Here is a 21,092-nt window from a genome sequence, read left to right on the forward strand (position 1 = left end):
GGCTCGCGGTATGAGCACGCCCGAGGACCCGTACGCAGCGCTGCTGCGCCTGCGCGCCAGCATCGACAACATCGACGCGGCGCTGGTCTATCTGCTCGCGGAGCGCTTCCGCGCCACGCAGCAGGTGGGGCAGCTGAAGGCGCAGCACGACATGCCGGCCTCGGATCCGGATCGCGAGGCGCGGCAGGTCGCCCGCCTGCGCGAGCTGGCCGAGGCGGCGCACCTCGACCCCGAGTTCGCCGAGAAGTGGTTCAAGTTCGTCGTGGCCGAGGTGATCCGGCACCACGTGGCGGCGGGCGCCGAGGAGAACGAGCGGCCGTGACCGCGCCCGCCGATCCCGCCGCCGAGCAAGGAGCAGCATGACCGTCATCCATCCCGTCCGCACCTACCGCAGCGACGAGCCGCTGCCCCGCGAGCAGCAGCTCGCGTGGAAGATCGCCGAGGTCGCCGCCGATCCGGTCGAGGTCGACGACGACGTGGCGGAGATGATCGTCAACCGCATCATCGACAACGCCGCCGTCGCCGCGGCCTCGCTCACGCGCGGGCCCATCAACGCGGCGCGCGCGCAGGCGCTGGATCACCCCGTCTCGCGCGGCGGGGCGGGATCGACGCTGTTCGGCTGCGCGTTCGACCGGCTCACGAGCCCCGAGTGGGCGGCGTGGGCCAACGGCGTGGCGGTGCGCGAGCTCGACTACCACGACACCTTCCTCGCGGCCGAGTACTCGCACCCGGGCGACAACATCCCGCCGATCCTCGCCGTCGCCCAGCACGCCGGATCGGACGGCCGCGCGGTGCTGCGCGGCATCGCCACGGGATACGAGATCCAGATGGACCTCGTGCGCGCCATCAGCCTGCACAAGCACAAGATCGACCACGTCGCGCACCTGGGCCCGTCGGCCGCCGCGGGCATCGGGACGATGCTCGGCCTCGACCCGGCCGTCGTCTTCCAGGCCGTCGGCCAGGCGCTGCACACCACCACCGCCACACGCCAGAGCCGCAAGGGCGAGATCAGCACGTGGAAGGCGCACGCCCCCGCGTTCGCCGGCAAGATGGCGGTCGAGGCCGTCGACCGGGCGATGCGCGGCCAGACGAGCCCGTCGCCGATCTACGAGGGCGAGGACGGCGTGATCGCGTGGCTCCTCGACGGTCCGGATGCCCGCTACGAGGTGCCGCTGCCCGCCCCCGGCGAGCCGAAGCGCGCGATCCTCGACTCCTACACGAAGGAGCACTCGGCCGAGTACCAGGCGCAGGCGTGGATCGACCTGGCCCGTCGCCTCGGCGCCGAGCGCCCCGAGATCCGCGACCCGCGCAACGTCGAGAGCATCGTGCTGCACACGAGCCACCACACGCACGTCGTCATCGGATCGGGATCGGGCGACCCGCAGAAGTACGACCCGACCGCGTCGCGCGAGACGCTGGACCACTCGATCCCGTACATCTTCACGGTGGCGCTGCAGGATGGCGGCTGGCACCACGTCGACTCGTACGCGCCCGAGCGCGCGGCGCGGCCCGACACCGTCGAGCTGTGGCGCAAGGTGACCACGGCGCTCGACGACGAGTGGACGCGCCGCTACCACTCCGAGGACCCGGACGAGAAGGCCTTCGGCGGCCGCGTGGAGATCCGCCTGGCCGACGGAACGACGATCACGGACGAGATCGCCGTGGCCGACGCCCATCCGCTCGGCGCCCGGCCGTTCGCCCGTGCCGACTACATCCGCAAGTTCCGCCTGCTGGCCGAGCCCGCGCTCGAGCCGGACGAGATCGACCGGTTCCTCGACCTCGCCCAGCGCCTGCCCGAGCTCACGGCCGACGAGGTGCGGCGCCTCACGATCGTGGCGCGCCCCGGCCTGCTCGAGCAGGCGCCGAGCCCGAGGGGGCTGTTCTGATGCTGTACGCCCAGACACCGGCGCACGAGAAGCGGCGCCTGTTCCGCGAGCGGCTGGACTCGGGCGAGCTGCTGCGGTTCCCCGGCGCGTTCAACCCGCTGTCGGCCCGGCTGATCGAGCGCAAGGGCTTCGACGGCGTGTACATCTCGGGCGCGGTGCTGTCGGCCGACCTCGGGCTGCCCGACATCGGCCTCACCACGCTCACCGAGGTGGCCGGCCGCGCGCAGCAGATCGCGCGGATGACCGAGCTGCCCGCGATCGTCGATGCCGACACCGGCTTCGGCGAGCCGATGAACGTCGCCCGCACCGTGCAGACGCTCGAGGACGCGGGCCTGGCCGGCTGCCACATCGAGGACCAGGTCAACCCCAAGCGCTGCGGGCACCTCGACGGCAAGGAGGTCGTCGACGAGCACACGGCGCTGCAGCGCATCCGGGCCGCCGCAGACGCGCGGCGCGACCCGAACTTCCTGATCATGGCCCGCACCGACATCCGCGCGATCGAGGGCCTGGACGCCGCCGTGGAGCGCGCGAAGAAGCTCGTCGACGCGGGCGCGGACGCGATCTTCCCCGAGGCGATGGCCGACCTGGCCGAGTTCGAGGCCGTCGCCAAGGCTGTGGACGTGCCGATCCTGGCCAACATGACCGAGTTCGGCAAGAGCGACCTGTTCAGCGTCGACCAGCTGCGCGACGCGGGCGTGCGGATCGTGATCTGGCCCGTCTCGCTGCTGCGGATGGCGATGGGCGCGGCGGAGCGGGCGCTCGATACCCTGAACGACGAGGGCCGGCTCACGTCTCGCCTCGGCGAGATGCAGCACCGCGCCGACCTGTACGACCTGCTCGACTACGCGGGCTACAACACCTTCGATTCGGGCATCTTCGACTTCGAGATCACCAGGTGATCCGACGGATCTGCAAGGGAGCGAGATCGTGACGGACGAGATCAGGAAGGGCCTCGCCGGGGTCGTCGTCGACACCACCGCGGTGTCGAAGGTCAACCCGGAGACGAACAGCCTGCTGTACCGCGGCTATCCGGTGCAGCAGCTGGCCGCGACGCAGCCGTTCGAGGCGGTCGCGCACCTGCTGTGGCATGGCGAGCTGCCCACGGGCGACGAGCTGGCCGCGCTGCGCGCCGAGGAGCGCAGGCATCGCGCGCTCGCCCCGGAGGTGCGCGCGGCGATCGACCTGCTGCCGCTCGAGGCGCACCCGATGGACGAGGCGCGCACGGCCGTGAGCGTGATCGGGGCGGGCGACACCGCGGGATCCGCGTCGGTGATGGACGCGCTCGGCACGCCCGACGAGAACCTGGCGCGCAGCGTGAGGCTGTTCGCCGCGCTGCCGGCCATCGTCGCGTACGGCCAGCGCCGCCGCCGCGGGCAGGAGCTCATCGCGCCGCGCGACGACCTCGACTACGCCGCGAACTTCCTCTGGATGACGTTCGGCGAGGAGGCGCATCCGGTCGTCGTCGACGCCTTCAACCGCTCGATGATCCTGTACGCCGAGCACTCGTTCAACGCCTCGACCTTCACCGCTCGCGTCATCACCTCGACGCTGAGCGACCTGTACTCGGCCGTCGTGGGGGCGATCGGGGCGCTGAAGGGCCCCCTGCACGGCGGCGCGAACGAGGCGGTGCTGCACATCTTCGACGAGATCGGATCGGCCGAGAACGTCGTGCCGTGGCTCGAGAAGGCGCTCGCCGAGAAGCGCAAGATCATGGGCTTCGGGCACCGGGTGTACAAACGCGGCGACTCGCGCGTGCCCACGATGCAGGCGGCACTCGAGAGCCTGGCCGCGCACTACGACCGGCCCGACGTGCTCGAGCTCTACCGCACGCTCGAGCGCGAGTTCGTCGAGCGCAAGGGCATCTACCCCAACCTCGACTACCCGTCCGGCCCGGCCTACAGCCTCATCGGCTTCGACACCCTCACGTTCACGCCGCTGTTCATCGCGGCGCGCGTGACGGGGTGGACGGCGCACATCATGGAGCAGCAGGCCTCCAACGCCCTCATCCGCCCGCTCTCGGAGTACAACGGCCCGGACGAGCGGCACGTGCAGGGCTACGAGCCGACCGAGGCCGAGCGCGAGGCGCTGCAGCGCGAGGCCGAGTCCGGCTGAGCCGCGCGCAATCGCACAGATCTCGCACCGCCTCCCAGGGTCCGGTCGAATCCCTGGGAGGAAGCGCGAGATCTGTGCGCGACGGCGCGGCCGCCGCAGGTGCCGGCTACACCGTCGCCTTGCGGAGCGTGGCGTAGGCGCCCACCGACAGCACCGCCGTGAGCAGCAGGCCCCACAGCGTCAGCACGAGCGGACCCGTCTGGGCGAACCACGTGATGACGGGCTCCCACGACTCGGTGCGCGTGATCACGAAGATCGCGACCACGAGGGCGAGGCCGAGCACGACGAGCACGCTCGTGAGCACGAGGGTTCCGAAGCGCTTCCAGATGGTGCCGATCCAGAAGCCCACGACGTACAGCAGCAGCGTGATGGTGAAGTAGGTGAGCCAGGCGGACGCCCACCCGGGCTCGAAGAACCACTCCAGATAGGCGATGCGCCCGTTCAGGCCGTACCCGTTCGTCGCGGCCTCGATGGCCGCCAGGGCCAGGAAGATCGTGGCCATCATCGCCGCGCCGATCGCGCCGACGATGACCGTTCCGACGAAGAACTCCCGCCGGGTGATGCTCATCGCCTGGGAGAAGGGGAAGCTCAGGGTCATCGCCTGGATGCCGATGGCGAGGAAGTACCACAGAGGTGCGTTGGCGCCCCCGGCCACCTTGACCTCGCCGCCGGGCACCATGCCGAAGATGAGCAGCGAGATCGCGATGGCGGCGCCGAGGATCAGCAGCGGCACCCACACGAACGACTGGGCGTTGATCAGCTGCAGGCGCACGACGTTCAGGGTGCGGCCCGCGAGGCTGCGGCGGGCGGGGGCGGTGGCGGTGGTCATCGCAGTGCTCCTTCGGTGCTGGTGTGTTCGATGCCGGCCGTGGCGCTCGCAGCCTCATGCTGGGTGAGGCGCACGATCAGCTGCTGGAGCGGCACGGGCGCGAAGTCGAGGCCCGCCGCGGCGACCTCCCGGCGCTCGGCATCCGTGAGCTCCCCGAGGAAGGTGACCGAGGCGACGCGTCCCAGCGACTCGCGGTGCAGCACCTCGCGGCCGCGCACGAAGCGCTCCGTCTGCTCGGCGTCGCCCACGATGTTCGTGGCCTGCCTGCGGGCCTCGTCGACCGACTGGTCCATGAGGATCCGGCCGCGGTCGATCACCAGCACCCGCTCGATCAGGTTGGAGATCTCGTCGATGAGGTGGCTCGAGAGGATGATCGTGCGCGGGTGCTCCGCGTAGTCCTGCAGCAGGCGGTCGTAGAAGATCTGGCGCGCCACGGCGTCGAGGCCGAGGTACGGCTCGTCGAAGAACGTGATCTCGGCGCGCGAGGCGAGCCCGATGATCACGCCCACGGCCGAGAGCTGGCCGCGCGAGAGCTTCTTGGTGATGGTCTTCAGCGGCAGCTGGAAGTCGTCGATGAGCTCGTCGGCCAGCCCCTGATCCCAGTTCGGGAAGAACAGCCGCGCCGATGCGAAGGCCGTCTTGGCGTTCGCCTCGTCCGGGTACTTCTGGCTCTCGCGCACGAAGCACATGCGGTTGAGCACGCGCGCGTTCTCGTAGGGGTTCTCGCCGAAGACCCTGACGGACCCGCTCGTGGCGAAGTTCTGCGCGGTCAGGATCGACATCGCCGTGGTCTTGCCGGCGCCGTTGCGGCCGAGGAAGCCGTAGATCGCGTCGCGCTCGATCCGGAAGCTCACATCGTCCAGCGCGAGCTTGTCCTGGTAGCGCTTGGTGAGGTTCTGCACCTCGATGACGGGGTCCATCATGGTCCTTCCGTGTCAGGGGGTGGGCTGGTTCGCGTGCTCGCTGATGAGCGCGCGGACGTCGTCGGGGGCGAGGCCGATGCGGCGGGCCTCGTTGAGCAGCGGCAGCACGTAGGCGTCGGCGAATGCGGCGCGTCGCTCGGCGAGCAGCAGTTCGCGCGCGCCCTCGGCGACGAACATGCCGATGCCGCGGCGCTTGTACAGCACGCCCTTCTCGACGAGCATGTTCACTCCCTTCGCCGCCGTGGCCGGGTTGATGCGATGGAACGCGGCGAGCTCGTTCGTCGACGGCGCCTGCGTCTCCTCGGGCAGGGTGCCGTCCACGATCTCGTCCTCCACCCGCTCGGCGATCTGGAGGAAAAGGGGCTTGCCGTCGTCGGGCACCGCGTCTCCCGTCGGTTTGTCGGTTAGTTACTCGACTAATGAACCATGGAACCGAGGGGATGTCAACGGGTCCCGGAAGCGAGCCGCGGCGGGCGGAGTAGGGTGGCGAAGGTGGGCAGCAGAATCCCGTCGATCGCCGAGGTTGCGGGCGACGCCGGTCGATTCACGGACTACAGCGTCCCCGACGCCGGCATCCGCGCCATCTACACGCAGGAGAGCATCTGGCAGGCGTGGCTCGACGTCGAGGCGGCGCTGGCCCAGGCCGAGGCCGAGCTGGGCGTCGTCCCGGCGGACGCGGCGGCGCGGATCACCGAGGTCGCGCGGCTCGAGAACCTCGATCTCGCCCGCGTCGTCGAGGGCATGCGCATCCAGGGGCATCCGCTCGTGCCGCTCATCGAGGAGCTCGTGCGCGTGGCCGGCGAGCCGGCGGGCGGCTGGGTGCACTGGGGCGCGACGAGCCAGAACATCACGCAGTCGGGCAACGCGATCCTCATCAAGCGCGCGCATCGGATCATCGATCAGCTGCTGCTGGACTGCCTGGAGGCGATGGCGGATCTCGCGGAGCGCTCGGCGACCATGATCATGCCGGGTCGCACGCACGGCCAGCACGCCGTGCCCATCACGTTCGGCCTCAAGGTGGCCACGTGGATCGACGACTTCCTGCGCGGCCACGACCGCATCCGCCGGGGCGTGCAGCCGTGCCTGCGGGTGATGATGGCCGGCGCCGTCGGCAGCTTCGGGTCGCTCGGGTCCATCGGCCCGAAGGTGCAGCAGCGCGTGGCCGAGAAGCTGCGCCTCGAGCCCATGCCCGTGCCCTCGCGGGCGCTGCTGTCGCCGCAGTCGGCCTACATCTCCGACCTCGCGCTCGTCGCGGCCTCGGCCGGCCGCGTCGCGATCGAGATCGAGACGGGCATGCAGACGGAGTTCGGCGAGGTGTCCGAGCCCGTGCCCGAGGGGTCGGTGGGCAGCTCGACCATGCCGCACAAGCGCAACCCCAAGCTGTGCGCCGACGTGCTCGACCTGTCGGCGCAGGTGCGCGCGCTGGCCCCCGAGGCCGTGGGCGCGGTGATCCACCCGCACGAGGCCGACGGCGGCGCGACGGCCAAGCTCGAGACCACCATGGCGAACGCCCTCATCGCGATGGGCGACATGCTCATGCGCCTGAAGATCGTGCTGCGGGGCCTCGACCTGTTCCCCGACCGGATGCGCCGCAACCTGGAGCTCAGCGGCAACATGATCGGCTCTGAGGCCGTCATGCTCGCCCTCGGCGAGGAGATCGGGCGCGACGAGGCGCACCGGATCGTCTACGAGATCGCCATGCAGGCGGTCCGCACCGACGAGGACGACTTCGAGGAGCTGCTCATCGACGACGAGCGGGTGGCCGGCGCCCTCTCCGCCCCGCAGATCCGCGACCTGCTCGATCCGACGAAGCACGTCGGCCTCTCGCCGCAGATCGCCCGCGACGCCGCCCACCGCGCCCGCGAGGCCGTCGCCGGACGCTGAGCTCAGGCGCCCTCGGCCAGCCGGCGGATGACGTCGCCGGCCGGGCCCTCGGGCGCCGCGCGGAAGCCCGTGCCCGCCCACAGGTGCACGAGGTCGGGGTCGCCGGCCCGGACGGCCGCCTGCCGCAGCTCGCGCGTGAGGCGGTGCACGGCGGGGTAGGCGACGGGGGCGAGCGCGCTGTAGGCGTCGGTGAACCGGTTGCGCAGGGATCGCGCCGGCCGGCCCGTGAACGCCCTCGTGAGCACCGTCTCGGTGAACGCGGGATCCGCAAGCGCCGCGCGGTGCACGGGATTCGTGCCCGCCTCGTCGGTGCGCAGCAGCAGGGTGCCCACGGCCACCGCCTCGGCGCCCGCGGCGCGCAGCCGGCGCACGGCGTCGGGGCCGTCCACGCCGCCGGCCGCGACAAGCGGCAGCGGCACGGCGGCGCGCACGTGCTCGACGACCTCGGCCGTGGGCACGTGCCCGGGCATGCGTTCGGGCTGATGCACCGCGCTGTGGCCGCCGGCGTCGGGCCCCTGCACCACCAACCCGTCGACCCCGGCGTCGCGTGCGGTCAGCGCCTCCTGCGTCGTCGTGACGCTCGCGAGCACGCGAGACCCGGCGCGCTGCAGCGCGGCGATGTCGTCGGCGGAGGGCAGGCCGAACGTCAGCGACACGACGGGCACCGGATCCTCGGTGAGCAGGGCGAGCTTCTCGGCCCAGGAATCGTCATCGGTCCTCGGCGCGGCATCGAGGGTGAGGTCGTACCGCTCGGCCTCGGGACGCAGTGCCTCGGCGTATGCGGCCAGGGCGGCCGGGTCGGGCTCCTGTGCGGACGGCACGAACAGGTTCACGCCGAACGGACCGCCGTGGGCGCGCAGGCGCGAGAGCTGCTCGCCGAGGTCGGCCGGCGACGTGTAGCCGCCCGCGAGGAACGGGAACCCGCCGGCATCGCTGACGGCCATCGCCAGTTCGACGGTCGTCGGGCCTCCGGCCATGGGCGCGGCTGCGACGGGCAGACGGGATTCGAGCAGGGTAGAGGGCATCCATCGCTCCTTCCGGTGATCACACGCCACGCTACGTTGCGCATGGTCGCCGGTACACAGGCCTGGGGCGTGGGAGGACCGCCGAGCCGCGCTGGCCGGCCCTACGCGGGATAGACGAGGCGGAACCGTTCGCACACGACGGGCATCCGCTCGTCGAAGCCGCGGTCGTGTCGGGCGTTCTCGGTGAAGAAGCGCCGGTGGATGGCCCGCCACGAGGCCAGGCTGCGGTCGTCCTCGCCCTCGGCGCGGGCGTGCTCGGCCGTGACCTCGTCGAACGGCACCGTCTCGACGCTGACGGTCTGGATGACGGCGCGCGGCACGCCGGAACCGTCGAGGATCACGTCGAGCTCGCTGACACGCGTCACGTCCTCGCCCGCCGCGTCGTAGTCCCACAGCGAACCGGATGTGCCGGTCTTCAGGCCCGCGAGCACGAGCGCGAGCAGCCCGTCGGCGTGCTCGGGCGTGGCGCCGAACCCCCACACCCGATCGGCGTTCGGCGGCTCCGCGGGCAGTTCGGGGACCGCGCTGCGCGCCTCACGCCAGAACCGCGCGACGGACTGCGGCGAGGGCATCGGGATCACCCGTGAAGTCTAGGCCGAGTCCGATGTCGGACGCCGTCCCGGCCGGCGCGGGCGCCGAGAGGTCGCCCGACAAGCGGCCGGCGACGATGGCTCGGGTGGCCGCGGCGGCGAGGACGGTGGGCGCGAGGGCAGCGCGCGGACGATACGCTCTTCGGGTGCGCCACCGTCGAGGTCGCGCCGTTCCCCGCCGCGATTCATCCGCGGCACGTGGCACCCGATGCTGATGGAGAGCCCCATGCCGCAGCTGCACCCTCACCTCGTGCCGATCTTCGACGAGATCGTTCGGCGCAATCCAGGCGAACCCGAGTTCCGCCAGGCGGCCCAGGAGGTGCTCGAGAGTCTCGGGCCCGTGGTCGAAAGGCACCCGAAATACGCCGATGCCGAGGTGATCCGGCGACTGTGCGAGCCGGAGCGGCAGATCATCTTCCGGGTGCCGTGGGTGGACGACGCCCGTCGCACCCAGGTCAACCGCGGGTTCCGCGTCGAGTTCAACTCGGCCCTTGGCCCCTATAAGGGCGGCCTGCGGTTCCACCCGTCCGTCAACCTCGGCATCGTGAAGTTCCTCGGCTTCGAGCAGATCTTCAAGAACTCGCTCACCGGCATGCCGATCGGGGGCGGCAAGGGCGGTAGTGACTTCGACCCCAAGGGGAAGTCCGACGACGAGGTGATGCGCTTCTGTCAGTCCTTCATGACCGAGTTGTACCGCCACATCGGTGAGCACACCGATGTCCCGGCGGGCGACATCGGTGTCGGCGGTCGCGAGATCGGCTACCTCTTCGGTCAGTACAAGCGGATCACCAATCGCTACGAGTCGGGCGTGCTCACCGGAAAGGGCATCACGTGGGGCGGCTCCCTCGTGCGCACTGAGTCGACCGGCTATGGAACGGTCTTCTTCGCCGAGGAGATCCTTCGCACCTCGGGCGATTCGTTCGAGGGCAAGCGCGTGGTCGTCTCCGGCGCGGGCAATGTCGCCACGTACGCGATCGAGAAGGTGCACCAGCTCGGCGGCACCGTCGTGGCGTGCTCCGACTCGAGCGGCTACGTCGTCGACGAGGCCGGGATCGACCTGGACGTGCTCAGGGAGGTCAAGGACATCCGCCGCGCTCGCATCGGCGAGTACGCGGACGCGCGCACGGGTGCGGTCTTCGTGGCGGACGGCTCCATCTGGGACGTCGCCGCCGATGTGGCGATCCCGTCGGCCACACAGAACGAGCTGGATGAGCGCGGCGCCGAAGCGCTCATCCGCGGCGGCGTCAAAGTGGTGGCCGAGGGTGCCAACATGCCCACGACGCCGCAGGCGATCCGCGTGCTGCGCGAGGCCGGGGTGACCTTCGCCCCGGGCAAGGCCGCCAACGCCGGCGGTGTGGCGACGAGCGCCCTGGAGATGCAGCAGAACGCCTCGCGCGACGCGTGGACGTTCGAGCACACCGAAGAGCGCCTGCAGGACACCATGCGGTTGATCCACGACCGCTGCCTCGAGACCGCCGACGAGTACGGCGCGCCCGGTGACTACGTGGTGGGAGCCAACATCGCGGGATTCACGAAGGTCGCCGACGCGATGCTCGCCCTCGGCGTGATCTGATCCCGCCGCGGTCGCGTCGGACGGGCGTGCGACCGGCCGCGTGCGGTCGGAGCGGCACCGCGCTGGGCGGGAACCGCCCCTCCGGCGCCGCGCTCAGTAGTCGCGACCGGCGCCCGCCGATGCGGTGACGGGGAAGATGCGCGGGGCGGGGAACCCGGCCGCCGCGAACGCGTCGGTCACGGCGCGCGCGACGCGCTCCTCCGAGCCCGTCTCGACGAGCGCGATCGCCGCGCCGCCGAAGCCGCCGCCCGTCATCCGCGCGCCGATCGCGCCGGCGGAGACGGCCGTGTCGACGGCGGTGTCGAGCTCGGCGACCGAGATCTCGAAGTCGTCGCGCATCGAGGCGTGCGAGGCCAGCAGCAGCTCGCCGATCGCGCGGGGACCGCGCTCGCGCAGCGTGCGGACCGTGTCGATCACGCGCTGGTTCTCGGTGACGATGTGGCGCACGCGGCGGTAGGTGACCTCGTCGAGCACCTCGCGCGCGCGGGGCAGGTCGTCCACCGTCACGTCGCGCAGCGCCGGCACCCCGAGCAGTCGCGCGCCGCGCTCGCAGGCCTCGCGCCGGTCGCGGTAGCCGCCCGTGGAGTGGGCGTGCGCCACCTGCGTGTCGATGACGAGCAGCTTCAGCCCCTCGCCGGCGAAGCCCAGCTCGACCGTCTCGAACTCGAGCGAGCGGCAGTCCAGGAAGGTGGCGGCGTCGGGGCGGCCGAGCATCGACGAGACCTGATCCATGATCCCTGTCGGCGCTCCGACGGCCTCGTTCTCGGCCGTGCGCCCGATCTGCGCGAGCTGGATGCCCTCGAGGCCCAGCTGCCACAGCTCGTCCAGCGCGAACGCCGTCGCGCCCTCGATCGCGGCGGACGACGACAGCCCGGCGCCGACGGGCACGTCGCTGGCGAACGCGATGTCGAGGCCGACCGCCGTGTGCGGGGCGCGCGCCGCCGCGTCGAGCGCGGCCCACGCCACGCCGAGCGGGTACGCGGCCCATTCCGGCACGGCACCGCGATGGACGGCGGCGCCCGCCTCTCCCGCGAACACCGCGGCCAGCTCCGCGATCGGCACCTCGACGGGGTGGTCGGGATCGAACGTGGACGCGACGCGGATGATGCCGTCGGTGCGCGGCGCGACCGCCGCGTAGGTGCGGCGGTCGATCGCGAACGGCAGCACGAAGCCCTCGTTGTAGTCGGTGTGCTCGCCGATCAGGTTCACGCGTCCCGCGGACGACCAGACGCCGGCCGCGGGCGCGTCGCTCAGCGCGGCGAGGAGGGCGCGGGCCTCGTCGAGCGCGCTCACGCGATCTCCCCCACCTCGGCCACGGCCGCGCGCAGGCGCTCGGCGGACTGCTCGGGCGGGATGTCGCCGATCCACGCGCCCATCGCGGCCTCCGATCCGGCGAGGAACTTCAGCTTGTCGGCCGCGCGGCGCGGCGAGGTGAGCTGCAGGTGCAGGCGGGCGCTGTCGCGCGCGACCCGCACGGGCGCCTGGTGCCAGGCGGCGATGTACGGGGTTCCACCCGCGAAGGCGGCCGTCGGCGCCGTGTCGTACAGGCGGTCGACGCCGCGCAGCAGGCGCAGGTACACGCGGGCGAGCTCGTCGCGCTCGGCGCCCGTGAGCTCGGCGAAGTCGGCGGCGTGGCGACGCGGAGCGAGGTGCACCTCGACGGGCCAGCGCGCCGCGAAGGGCACGTACGCGAGCCAGTGCTCGGCCTCGAGCACGACGCGCGGGCCCGCCTGCTCGAAGTCCAGGATGCGCGCGAACAGGTCGCGGCCCTCCCGCTCGATCGACTGCAGCAGCAGCTGCGTGCGCGGCGTGATGTACGGGTAGGCGTAGATCTGGCCGTGCGGGTGATGCAGGGTGACGCCGATCGCCTCGCCGCGGTTCTCGAAGGGGAACACCTGCTGCACGCCCGGCAGCGCCGAGAGCGCCTCGGTGCGATCGGCCCACGCCTCGATCACGGTGCGGGCGCGCGTGACGGGCTGGGTGCCGAACGATCCCTCGCGCTCGGGGCTGAAGCACACGACCTCGCAGCGGCCGACCGAGGTGAACGTGCGGCCGAGACCGGGGGCGTCCAGATCGCCCGGCGGGTTCTCGCCGGCCGGGGCCTCGGCCACGGCCTCCGCGAGGGCGGGACCGAACGAGGGCGAGCGGTTCTCGAACACGACGACGTCGTACACGTCGGGCACCTCCGACGGGTTCGTCGGGGTCTGCGGGGCGAGCGGATCGAGGTCGGCGGGCGGCAGGTGCGCGCGGTTCTGGCGCGCCGCGGCCACCGAGATCCAGTCGCCCGTGAGCACGTCGCGCCGCATCGTCGCCGTGGCGGGGCGCGGATCGAGCGTGCGCTCGTCGACGCGACGCTCGGCGGGCAGCGTCGTGCCGGCGTCGTCGAAGTAGATGAGCTCGCGACCGTCGGGCATGCGCGTGGCGCGCTTGACGACGCCCGCACCGAGCGGGATGGGGGTGGGTGTCACGACGGTGGGAGTCACGACGCGATCCTATCGAGGCGCGGTGGCCCGCCCGCGCGGTCAGCCCTCGATCTCGGGCGCGACCTTCCGCTCCAGCACCTCGATCGCGTCGTCGGAGACGGCGATGAGCCCGTCGAGCTCCTCGCGCACGCGCTTGTATGCCACCTGGCGCTCGGCGGCGGTGGCGGATCGGTCGACCGCCGTCTGCAGCAACTGACGGGCGCGATCGAGGCGCCGCCGCTCGGCATCGGTGAAGCCCGTGTCGCGCACGCGGCGGGCGTGCTGCTCGGCGATGTCGAAGGCCACTTCGAAGTCGTGCACGGCGTCGCGGTACGCCGCGAACGTCTCGGCGTCGACACGCGCGTCGGCGGTGGTCGGCCGGAGCCCGTCGGCGACCTTCTTGGCGCGCAGGAAGGCGGCGGTCAGCTCCTCGCGGCCGTCGCTCATGGTGGGGAAGGCGATGAGCTTGGCCACGTCGAGCTCGTAGTCCAGCCAGCGCTTCGTCACCTCGTCGTGGGTGCTCATGAGGCGCTCGAGGCGCGCGGCGCGGCCCTCGGCGTCCGCGCGCTCGACGGCCTCGACGTCGTGCTCCTGGCCCGCCGGGATCGCCGGCAGCGCCGTGCCCTTCTCGATCGCCTTCGCGCGCGCCTTCGCCTCGATCAGCTCGAGCTTGCGGCGGTGATCCCGCTCCGCCTGCTTGTCGAACCAGCCGGTCGCCGATCCGAGCACGCCGACGGCCGCTCCCCCGACGGGGAAGACCAGCCACCAGTACCCCGCGACGAACTCCCAGAATCCCACGCCGCCACTCTAGGGCCACCGGGCCGGGGGACCTCGTTCCGCGAACCCGTGCTCGTCAGCCGAGCCCGCGCCGGATCGGGCGCGGGCTCGCGGATCGGGCGCGGGCTCGCGGTCTCCGCCGTCGACCGAGCTCAGCCGAACAGCAGGGCGAAGGCCGAGGCGCCGCCGCCGGTCACGAGCAGGGCGACGATCACGACCCAGGCGACCGTGCGCACGCGCCGGTTGCGGCGGTCGAGCGAGACCGACGGCTCGTCGTCGTCCGGCTCGAGCTCGGAGTGGTTGATGAGGGTCACACGGGCTCCGCGACCGTCTCGCCGAAGTAGCGGGGCAGCGTCGAGGTCGACAGCGCGCGCAGCTCGGCGACCGAGAGGGTGAAGTGGTCCTGGATCTCGAGATCCGGCACGGTGTCGGTCACGCCGATGCGCAGCACGGGATAGTCGCGGCCGGCGCACAGCCCGCGGAACTTCACGTCGTCCTCGCGCGGCACCGAGACGAGCACGCGGCCCGTGGACTCGGAGAACAGCGCGGCGGCGGCGTCGACGCCGTCGCGCTCCATGAGCTCCGTCAGCCAGACGCGGGCGCCCACGCCGAAGCGCATCACGCACTCGGCGAGGGCCTGCGCGAGGCCGCCCTCCGAGAGGTCGTGCGCGCTCGAGATGAGCCACTCGTCGTTCGCCGCGCTCAGCAGCCCGGCCAGGCGCTTCTCGGCGGCCAGGTCGACCGCCGGCGGGCGGCCGCCGAGGTGGCCGTGCACGACGTCGGCCCACGCCGATCCGCTCAGCTCGGTGGCGGTCACGCCCAGCAGGTAGATGTTCTGACCCGGGTCCTGCCAGCCGCTCGGCACGCGGCGCGAGACGTCGTCGATCACGCCGAGCACGCCGACCACGGGAGTGGGGTGGATCGGGGTGTCCCCGGTCTGGTTGTAGAACGACACGTTGCCGCCCGTCACGGGCACGCCCAGCTCGAGGCAGGCGTCGGAGAGCCCCTCGACGGCCTGCGAGAACTGCCACATGACCTCGGGGTTCTCGGGGGAGCCGAAGTTGAGGCAGTCCGTCACGGCGGCGGGCTTCGCGCCGGTGACGGCGACGTTGCGGTACGCCTCGGCCAGGGCCAGCTGCGCGCCCTGGTACGGGTCGAGCTGGCAGTAGCGGCCGTTCGCATCGGTCGCGATCGCGAAGCCCAGGCCCGACTCCTCGTCCACGCGGATCATGCCGGCGTCGTCGGGGAACGACAGGGCCGTGTTGCCGAGCACGTAGTAGTCGTACTGGTTGGTGATCCAGCTCGTGTCGGCCAGGTTCGGCGACGAGACGAGCTTCGCGAACTGCTCCCTGAGCGCGGCGGGATCGGTCGGGCGGGGCAGCGCGGAGGCGCTGTCGTCGCGCAGGGCGTCGATCCACGTCGGGTACGCGACGGGGCGGTCGTACACCGGCCCGTCGACGGCCACGGTGGAGGGGTCGACGTCGACGATCGTCTCGCCGTTCCACGTGATGACGAGGCGGCCGTCGCCCGTGACCTCGCCGAGCACGCTCGTCTCGACGTCCCACTTGTCCACGACCGCGAGGAAGGCGTCGAGCTTCTCGGGAGCGACGATCGCCATCATGCGCTCCTGCGACTCGCTCATGAGGATCTCCTCGGCGGTGAGCGAGGGATCGCGCAGCAGCACGTTGGTGAGCTCGACGTTCATGCCCGATCCGCCGTTGGCGGCCAGCTCGCTCGTGGCGCACGAGATGCCCGCGGCGCCGAGGTCCTGGATCGCCTCGACGAGGTCGTTCCGGTACAGCTCCAGGCAGCACTCGATGAGCACCTTCTCGGCGAACGGGTCGCCCACCTGCACCGCGGGGCGCTTGGTGGGGCCGCCGTCGCTGAACGAGTCGGAGGCGAGGATCGACGCGCCGCCGATCCCGTCGCCGCCCGTGCGGGCGCCGAACAGCACCACCTTGTTGCCGGCGCCGGTGGCGTTGGCGAGGCGGATGTCCTCGTGGCGCATCACGCCGACCGCGAGGGCGTTGACGAGCGGGTTGGCCTGGTAGACCGCGTCGAACACGGTCTCGCCGCCGATGTTCGGCAGGCCCAGGCAGTTGCCGTAGCTCGAGATGCCCGAGACCACGCCGTGCACCACGCGCGCGGTGTCGGGGTGGTCGATCGCGCCGAAGCGCAGCTGGTCCATGACGGCCACGGGGCGCGCGCCCATCGAGATGATGTCGCGCACGATGCCGCCCACGCCGGTCGCGGCGCCCTGGAACGGCTCGATGTAGCTGGGGTGGTTGTGGCTCTCGACCTTGAAGGTCACGGCCCAGCCCTCGCCCACGTCGACGACGCCGGCGTTCTGGCCCATGCCGACCATGAGCTTCTCGTTCATCTCGTCCGAGACCTTCTGCCCGAACTGGCGCAGGTACTTCTTGCTCGACTTGTACGAGCAGTGCTCCGACCACATCACGGAGTACATCGCCAGCTCACCGCTCGTGGGGCGCCGGCCCAGGATCTCGCGGATCCGCGCGTACTCGTCGGCCTTCAGGCCGAGCGCCTCGTACGGCTGCTCCTTCTCGGGCGTCGCCGCGGCATTCGCGACGGTGTCGACGACGTGTTCGGTGCTCACGCGCAGGGGCTCCAGACTCGCGAAACGGCGGGATCACTCGATTCTAGTTGGGCGGGCGGCGCGCCCGGCGCGAGGCTCGGGTTGGAATGTTCCAACCCGGCGGCGGGTCAGTTGAGAAGTTCCAACCCTTGGCGGGGCGGTGCGCAATCGTGGAGGCGTCACGCCTATCGGCAGGTCGACGGTCTCGCAGTTCCCCGCGACCCGCTCGCCCGCGGAGAGATGATCCGGCACCGTGCGGGCCGTGTGTCGCGCTGTGGCGACCGGTGCCGTCACGGACCTCCTCCGCCATCGCCTGCGGTGTCTCGTCCTGAACTCGCGCCGGCGCTAATCCTCGCTGCCGGCTGACCAGAGCAGCTGCCACATGGCGTGCTGTGTGGCGGCGTACTCGGCGCTGTCGATGATCATCGCGAAGTTCTCGTTGCGGGACGAGATGACGCAGACGGTGGCGGCTCCGATGATCGTCGTCATCGTGAACACCTGGCCGGGCGGCGCGAAGCGCGTACGGCGCAGGTCGTGCGGATCGGACGGCCATACATGCTCGAAGTCGCGCTCGCGCGAGCGCACGACGTTGAGCCAGCGGCCGTGATCGCGCCGCCCCTGCACATAGTCCTCCATTTCGCGCGCGCCGGGCACGTCGAAGAGGTCCTTCATAGAGAAGATGCCGTGCAGCTCGCCCTCCCAGCCGAGCGTCTCAAACATCGCTGTGCGGATGCCGGCTCGGCCTTCGAACAGCCGCACGCGCGGCGTGAGGGTCTGCTTGTGCGCGATGGCGTGCAGCTGCGGTACAAGGTCGTCAATCAGCTTGCCCTCGAGTTCCCATCGCGCACGAAGCACATCCGGACTGTTCGCGCGGACGGCGCTGCCCGGCCGACCGCGGCCACTGGCGTGGCTCTGCGACGCCGGAACCGCGCTGAGGAGCCCTTTCGCCGTCAGTCGCTCGGCGATCTCGTAGCCGTTCGTTCGGGTGATGCCGGCTTCGCGGCTGGCTTGTGCGATCGAGGGTGACCCGAGCTGGATCACCGCGACGTAGAACGCGGCCTCCGCACGGGTGAGCCCGAGTGTTATGAGCCGCGCGCACTCGCTCGGCCAGCTGTTCAACTCGAATCTCGTCTTCGACGCGAGCGGCGAGCTTGTCAACCACCGCCGCAAGCTCGTGGCGACGTATCACGAGCGCCTCACGTGGCCCCACGGAGATGCCCACGATCTCAAGCCCGTCGACCTGGGCGGATGGAACCTCGGCGCGCTCATCTGCGGTGAGAACACCAACACGCTCGCGCGCTATGCGCTGCTGGCGCAGGGCGAGCGCCTGCATATCGCGACTTATCCGTCGACATGGCCGTTCGACGGGAGCCCGGACCGCGCCGACTACGATCTGGCCGAGAGCATCCGCATCCGCTCGGCGGCGCACTGCTTCGAGGGCAAGGTGTTCAATATCGTCGCCGCGACGGCGCTGGACGACGCGGCGGTCGACGCGACGGCGCGCGGCGATGCGGAGATCGAGGCGCGTATCCGCTCCTCCCGCACTATCTCGCTCATCCTCGGGCCGTCAGGCGAGGTGCTCGCGGGTCCGCCATCCGAGAACGAGGAGATCCTCTACGCGACGATCGACTTGGGCGACGAGATCATCCCCCAAGAAGGCGCAGGACATCGTCGGCACCTACAACCGTTTCGACGTGTTCCAGGTGACGATGGGCCAGGCGCGCCAGGTGCCGTTGCGCATCACCTCGCGCGACGAGGCCGACCGCGAGGCGGTGCAGCTGTGAGCGTCGTGACCGAGACGCCCACGGCCGAGCAGGGGTCGGCGAAGCACGGCAAGAACGCCCTGTTCGGGGCGATGTTCGGCTTCTTCGCCGACATGTACGACATCTATCTGCCGGTCGTCGCCCTAGCTCCCGCGATGGTGTACTTCCAGCCGGAAGACTCGTCGACGATCGACACAGCGGTCTTCGCCGCGCTTATCTTTACCGCGTCGATCCTGGGCCGACCGCTGGGGTCGCTGATCTTCGGGCCGCTGGGCGACCGCATCGGGCGCCGCACCACGACCCTCATCGCCGCCGGCGGATCGGCCGTCTGCACGGGAATAATGTGCGTCATGCCGGGCTACGCGGCCATCGGCATCTGGGCGCTGGTGATGCTCGTCGTCCTGCGCCTGCTCGACGGGGTCTTCCTCGGCGGCGAGTACACGGCGGCCAACCCGCTCGCGATGGAGCACGCGCCGAAGCACCGCCGCGGCGTGTACGGCTCGCTCATCAACATGGGGTTCCCGCTGTCGCTTGCGTTCATCACGGTCGTGACGATGATTACGCTGCACTTCCTTCCTGCGGGTGACGCCTTCTCAGCGTATGCGGTGTGGGGCTGGCGGATTCCCTTTGTCATCGGCTTCATTCTGTGTCTGGCGCTGTTCATCGCGTACCTGCGTGCAGTGCCGGAATCGGAGCTGTGGGCCACGGAGGACAAGCCGAAGGGGCCGATCATCGGTCAGCTGTTCGCTCCCGGGTTGCGGCGGGTGTTCCTGCTCGCGTGCGTCACCGTCACGGGCCTGTGGTTCTCGATGAACGGAACGGTCGGCGTCTTCGCCGGGCACTTCCAGGGTCTCGGGGTTGACACGGGAACCACGAATGCAATCATTCTCGTCGCCTCGACGATCAGTGCTGCGCTCTTCCCGGTGGTCGGACATCTGAGCCAGCGCCTCGGGCGTCGCAGGGTGATCCTCGCGATCGGCACAGTGATCCTGATCCTGGGCACCGGCGGGATGGTGCTCGCGGTCGCGACCGTCGGCACGGCGCTGATGGCGGTCAGTGCGGTGCTGATGCTCATCTCTGGGTTCCTGATCTGGGCCACAATCACGGCGTTCCTCATCGAGCTGTTCCCTACGCACATCCGTGCCACCGGGTATGGGATCGCTTACGCCATCCCGAGCATCGTTCCCGCGTTCTACGCGTACTACATGGTCTGGATGGACGGAGTCCTGCCGTACGAGTACACGCCGGCCGTGATCATCGCGCTGGGCGGTCTGCTGATAGTGGGCGGCTCCGCCTCAATCCGCGACGCGCGCGATAAGGACCTCGCCGACATCTGAATCGCTGTGACGGGCGCGGGTACCGGCCGTACCCGCGCCCGTGACGCGGCGTCATCTTCGACGGCGGCCCAGGCGGAGATTGGAGAGGATGGCGGCATGTCGATCCGTCCCGATGCCGATTCCATCGCGCCTGCCGTGTAAGTGCTGCACGACAGCGCTGGGTGGATCCCACCGCTGCGCGAGGCGTTCGACGAGCGCGATCGCCCTCGTCGCGATCGCCCAGGTTGGCGTGCTCACAGGAGGTGGGCGGCTGCGTTCCGCCTCATCGACCCTGTGGGCGCTGTCGGGTGGATCCGCGTCGCCGGGGCCGCTCGGGGTCGCCCTCACCGGCGACCTGATGCGCTTCACCGGTCCCGAGCGCAGCATCGGCTTCCGCTGGTTCAGCGATCCCGCCTCCCGCGCCCTGTACGCGCCCGAGGACCATGCCTTCCTGTCGCGGCTGTGGGCCTCGGGGCTGCGCGAGGTCGTCTCGCGCCGCGGCCCCGCCTCGCGCGCCGCGCGCCTGGCCGAGCTGCTGCTCGCGCGCAGCGCGGAGTTCCGCGAGGTCTGGGAACGGCACGAGGTCGGCCTGCGCCCGGGCGAGACCAAGCGGTTCGTGCACCCCGCGCTCGGCGCCATGGAGCTGACCTGCCAGAACCTCGTCGATCCGTTCTCGTCGCAGTCGCTCCTCGTCTACACGGCCGCGCCCGGCAGCGAGAGCCACGACAAGCTCGCCCTGCTCTCGACCCTCGCGCCCCGCGCGGTGCACTGATCCCGGCGCGGGCGCTCAGGCCGGGGCACGCTGCGCGCGGCGGATCACCACGCGGCCGCGCCCCGGAGGATGGTCGGACACGCGAGCGCGCGAAGGAGGGGCGGCACCCGGGGGATGCCGCCCCTCCTCGCGTGGGGGTTTCCGGCGTGCGATCAGGCCGCGATCGCCGGGGCGTCGCTGCCGTGCTGGATCTCGATCTTGCGGGGCTTGGCCTTCTCGCTGATCGGGATGAGCACGCTGAGCACGCCGTTCTCGTACCGGGCCGAGATCGCCTCGGTGTCGATGCCCTGGCCGAGATTCAGCTGACGCAGGAAGGTGCCCGAGGCACGCTCGCGGGTGATCCACGAGACGCCCTCGTCGCTGCGCACGGTCCGCTCGGCGCGGATCGTGAGCACCTGACCGTCGACGTCGATGTCCACGCTGCCGGGATCGATCCCCGGCAGGTCGGCGCTGAGAACGTAGTGATCGCCGTCGCGGTACAGGTCCATCGGCATCAGCCGCGGCCCCTGACGGTCGAGCATCTGCTGGGCGACGCGGTCCAGCTCGCGGAACGGATCGAAGAACATCGCCATGGTGATCGTCCT

At 71.1% G+C, this 21,092-nt stretch carries 20 protein-coding genes; 8 read left to right on the plus strand and 12 right to left on the minus strand.

Going from position 1 to position 21,092, the window contains the following annotated elements; all coding sequences use genetic code 11:
• The first annotated feature begins 10 nt into the window (after window positions 1-10).
• Genes ACODR5_RS03115 through ACODR5_RS03130 form a run of 4 tightly spaced genes read left to right on the plus strand, consistent with a single transcriptional unit; the run spans window position 11 to window position 3,998 of the window.
• Complete coding sequence (locus tag ACODR5_RS03115) at window positions 11-322, plus strand: chorismate mutase (protein WP_488982702.1); 312 nt, start codon at window positions 11-13, stop codon at window positions 320-322.
• Between the two features lie 37 nt (window positions 323-359).
• Entirely contained in the window at window positions 360-1,886 is a 1,527-nt protein-coding gene (locus ACODR5_RS03120) for an MmgE/PrpD family protein (RefSeq protein ID WP_488982703.1), read from the plus strand.
• Window positions 1,886-2,785: a methylisocitrate lyase gene (gene prpB / locus ACODR5_RS03125; RefSeq protein WP_449853046.1), complete on the plus strand. Its 900-nt coding sequence runs from the start codon at window positions 1,886-1,888 to the stop codon at window positions 2,783-2,785. The genes ACODR5_RS03120 and prpB overlap by 1 nt, the downstream gene beginning before the upstream one ends.
• A gap of 28 nt (window positions 2,786-2,813) precedes the next feature.
• Complete coding sequence (locus ACODR5_RS03130) at window positions 2,814-3,998, plus strand: bifunctional 2-methylcitrate synthase/citrate synthase (protein ID WP_488982704.1); 1,185 nt, start codon at window positions 2,814-2,816, stop codon at window positions 3,996-3,998.
• Window positions 3,999-4,104: 106 nt separating this feature from the next.
• Here ACODR5_RS03130 and ACODR5_RS03135 read toward each other — a convergent pair whose 3' ends face one another.
• Genes ACODR5_RS03135 through ACODR5_RS03145 form a run of 3 tightly spaced genes read right to left on the minus strand, consistent with a single transcriptional unit; the run spans window position 4,105 to window position 6,131 of the window.
• Window positions 4,105-4,827, minus strand: coding sequence for a hypothetical protein (locus ACODR5_RS03135; RefSeq protein WP_449853048.1), 723 nt, complete (start codon window positions 4,825-4,827; stop codon window positions 4,105-4,107).
• Window positions 4,824-5,747 (minus strand): ABC transporter ATP-binding protein, encoded by a 924-nt coding sequence (locus ACODR5_RS03140; protein ID WP_488982719.1) that lies wholly within the window; start codon window positions 5,745-5,747, stop codon window positions 4,824-4,826. The genes ACODR5_RS03135 and ACODR5_RS03140 overlap by 4 nt, the downstream gene beginning before the upstream one ends.
• Window positions 5,748-5,762: 15 nt before the next feature.
• Window positions 5,763-6,131 (minus strand): GntR family transcriptional regulator, encoded by a 369-nt coding sequence (locus ACODR5_RS03145; RefSeq protein ID WP_449853049.1) that lies wholly within the window; start codon window positions 6,129-6,131, stop codon window positions 5,763-5,765.
• Window positions 6,132-6,242: 111 nt separating this feature from the next.
• Here ACODR5_RS03145 and ACODR5_RS03150 point away from each other — a divergent pair, with 111 nt between their 5' ends.
• On the plus strand, window positions 6,243-7,634 hold the full coding sequence (locus ACODR5_RS03150; protein WP_488982705.1) for a class-II fumarase/aspartase family protein: 1,392 nt from the start codon (window positions 6,243-6,245) through the stop codon (window positions 7,632-7,634).
• Window positions 7,635-7,636: 2 nt separating this feature from the next.
• Here ACODR5_RS03150 and ACODR5_RS03155 read toward each other — a convergent pair whose 3' ends face one another.
• Together ACODR5_RS03155 and ACODR5_RS03160 are read right to left on the minus strand one after the other, a co-directional pair.
• Window positions 7,637-8,659, minus strand: coding sequence for an NAD(P)H-dependent flavin oxidoreductase (locus tag ACODR5_RS03155; RefSeq protein ID WP_488982706.1), 1,023 nt, complete (start codon window positions 8,657-8,659; stop codon window positions 7,637-7,639).
• 101 nt (window positions 8,660-8,760) lie between these two features.
• Complete coding sequence (locus tag ACODR5_RS03160; RefSeq protein WP_449853126.1) at window positions 8,761-9,231, minus strand: ASCH domain-containing protein; 471 nt, start codon at window positions 9,229-9,231, stop codon at window positions 8,761-8,763.
• 244 nt (window positions 9,232-9,475) lie between these two features.
• On the opposite strand from ACODR5_RS03160, the gene gdhA reads away from it, so the two are divergent.
• Window positions 9,476-10,822 carry an NADP-specific glutamate dehydrogenase gene (gene gdhA / locus ACODR5_RS03165; protein ID WP_488982707.1) on the plus strand — a complete coding sequence of 449 codons (1,347 nt, stop codon included), beginning with the start codon at window positions 9,476-9,478 and terminating at the stop codon, window positions 10,820-10,822.
• Between the two features lie 93 nt (window positions 10,823-10,915).
• On the opposite strand, the gene galK is transcribed toward gdhA, so the two are convergent.
• From galK to ACODR5_RS03195, 6 genes are all read right to left on the minus strand, one after another.
• The gene (galK, locus tag ACODR5_RS03170; RefSeq protein WP_460817553.1) at window positions 10,916-12,115 is read right to left on the minus strand and encodes a galactokinase; all 1,200 of its coding nucleotides are present in this window, start codon (window positions 12,113-12,115) and stop codon (window positions 10,916-10,918) included.
• Window positions 12,112-13,236, minus strand: a complete 1,125-nt coding sequence (gene galT / locus ACODR5_RS03175; protein ID WP_488982720.1) for a galactose-1-phosphate uridylyltransferase — start codon at window positions 13,234-13,236, stop codon at window positions 12,112-12,114. The genes galK and galT overlap by 4 nt, the downstream gene beginning before the upstream one ends.
• Window positions 13,237-13,344: 108 nt before the next feature.
• The gene (locus ACODR5_RS03180; RefSeq protein ID WP_460817555.1) at window positions 13,345-14,082 is read right to left on the minus strand and encodes a hypothetical protein; all 738 of its coding nucleotides are present in this window, start codon (window positions 14,080-14,082) and stop codon (window positions 13,345-13,347) included.
• Window positions 14,083-14,213: 131 nt separating this feature from the next.
• Window positions 14,214-14,375 carry a hypothetical protein gene (locus ACODR5_RS03185; RefSeq protein WP_158231537.1) on the minus strand — a complete coding sequence of 54 codons (162 nt, stop codon included), beginning with the start codon at window positions 14,373-14,375 and terminating at the stop codon, window positions 14,214-14,216.
• Window positions 14,372-16,678 carry a phosphoribosylformylglycinamidine synthase subunit PurL gene (gene purL / locus ACODR5_RS03190; protein WP_488982708.1) on the minus strand — a complete coding sequence of 769 codons (2,307 nt, stop codon included), beginning with the start codon at window positions 16,676-16,678 and terminating at the stop codon, window positions 14,372-14,374. Before purL ends, ACODR5_RS03185 begins: the two co-directional genes overlap by 4 nt.
• 324 nt (window positions 16,679-17,002) lie before the next feature.
• Window positions 17,003-17,776 (minus strand): TrmB family transcriptional regulator, encoded by a 774-nt coding sequence (locus ACODR5_RS03195; RefSeq protein ID WP_488982709.1) that lies wholly within the window; start codon window positions 17,774-17,776, stop codon window positions 17,003-17,005.
• Here ACODR5_RS03195 and ACODR5_RS03200 point away from each other — a divergent pair.
• The gene (locus tag ACODR5_RS03200) at window positions 17,742-19,757 is read left to right on the plus strand and encodes an MFS transporter (RefSeq protein WP_488982710.1); all 2,016 of its coding nucleotides are present in this window, start codon (window positions 17,742-17,744) and stop codon (window positions 19,755-19,757) included. The genes ACODR5_RS03195 and ACODR5_RS03200 overlap by 35 nt on opposite strands.
• A 229-nt stretch (window positions 19,758-19,986) precedes the next feature.
• On the plus strand, window positions 19,987-20,508 hold the full coding sequence (locus tag ACODR5_RS03205; RefSeq protein WP_488982711.1) for an MmyB family transcriptional regulator: 522 nt from the start codon (window positions 19,987-19,989) through the stop codon (window positions 20,506-20,508).
• Between the two features lie 152 nt (window positions 20,509-20,660).
• On the opposite strand, the gene ACODR5_RS03210 is transcribed toward ACODR5_RS03205, so the two are convergent.
• On the minus strand, window positions 20,661-21,080 hold the full coding sequence (locus ACODR5_RS03210; protein WP_488982712.1) for an Hsp20/alpha crystallin family protein: 420 nt from the start codon (window positions 21,078-21,080) through the stop codon (window positions 20,661-20,663).
• Window positions 21,081-21,092: the final 12 nt, after the last annotated feature.

The sequence above is a fragment of the Microbacterium sp. FG3 genome, assembly GCF_057809335.1.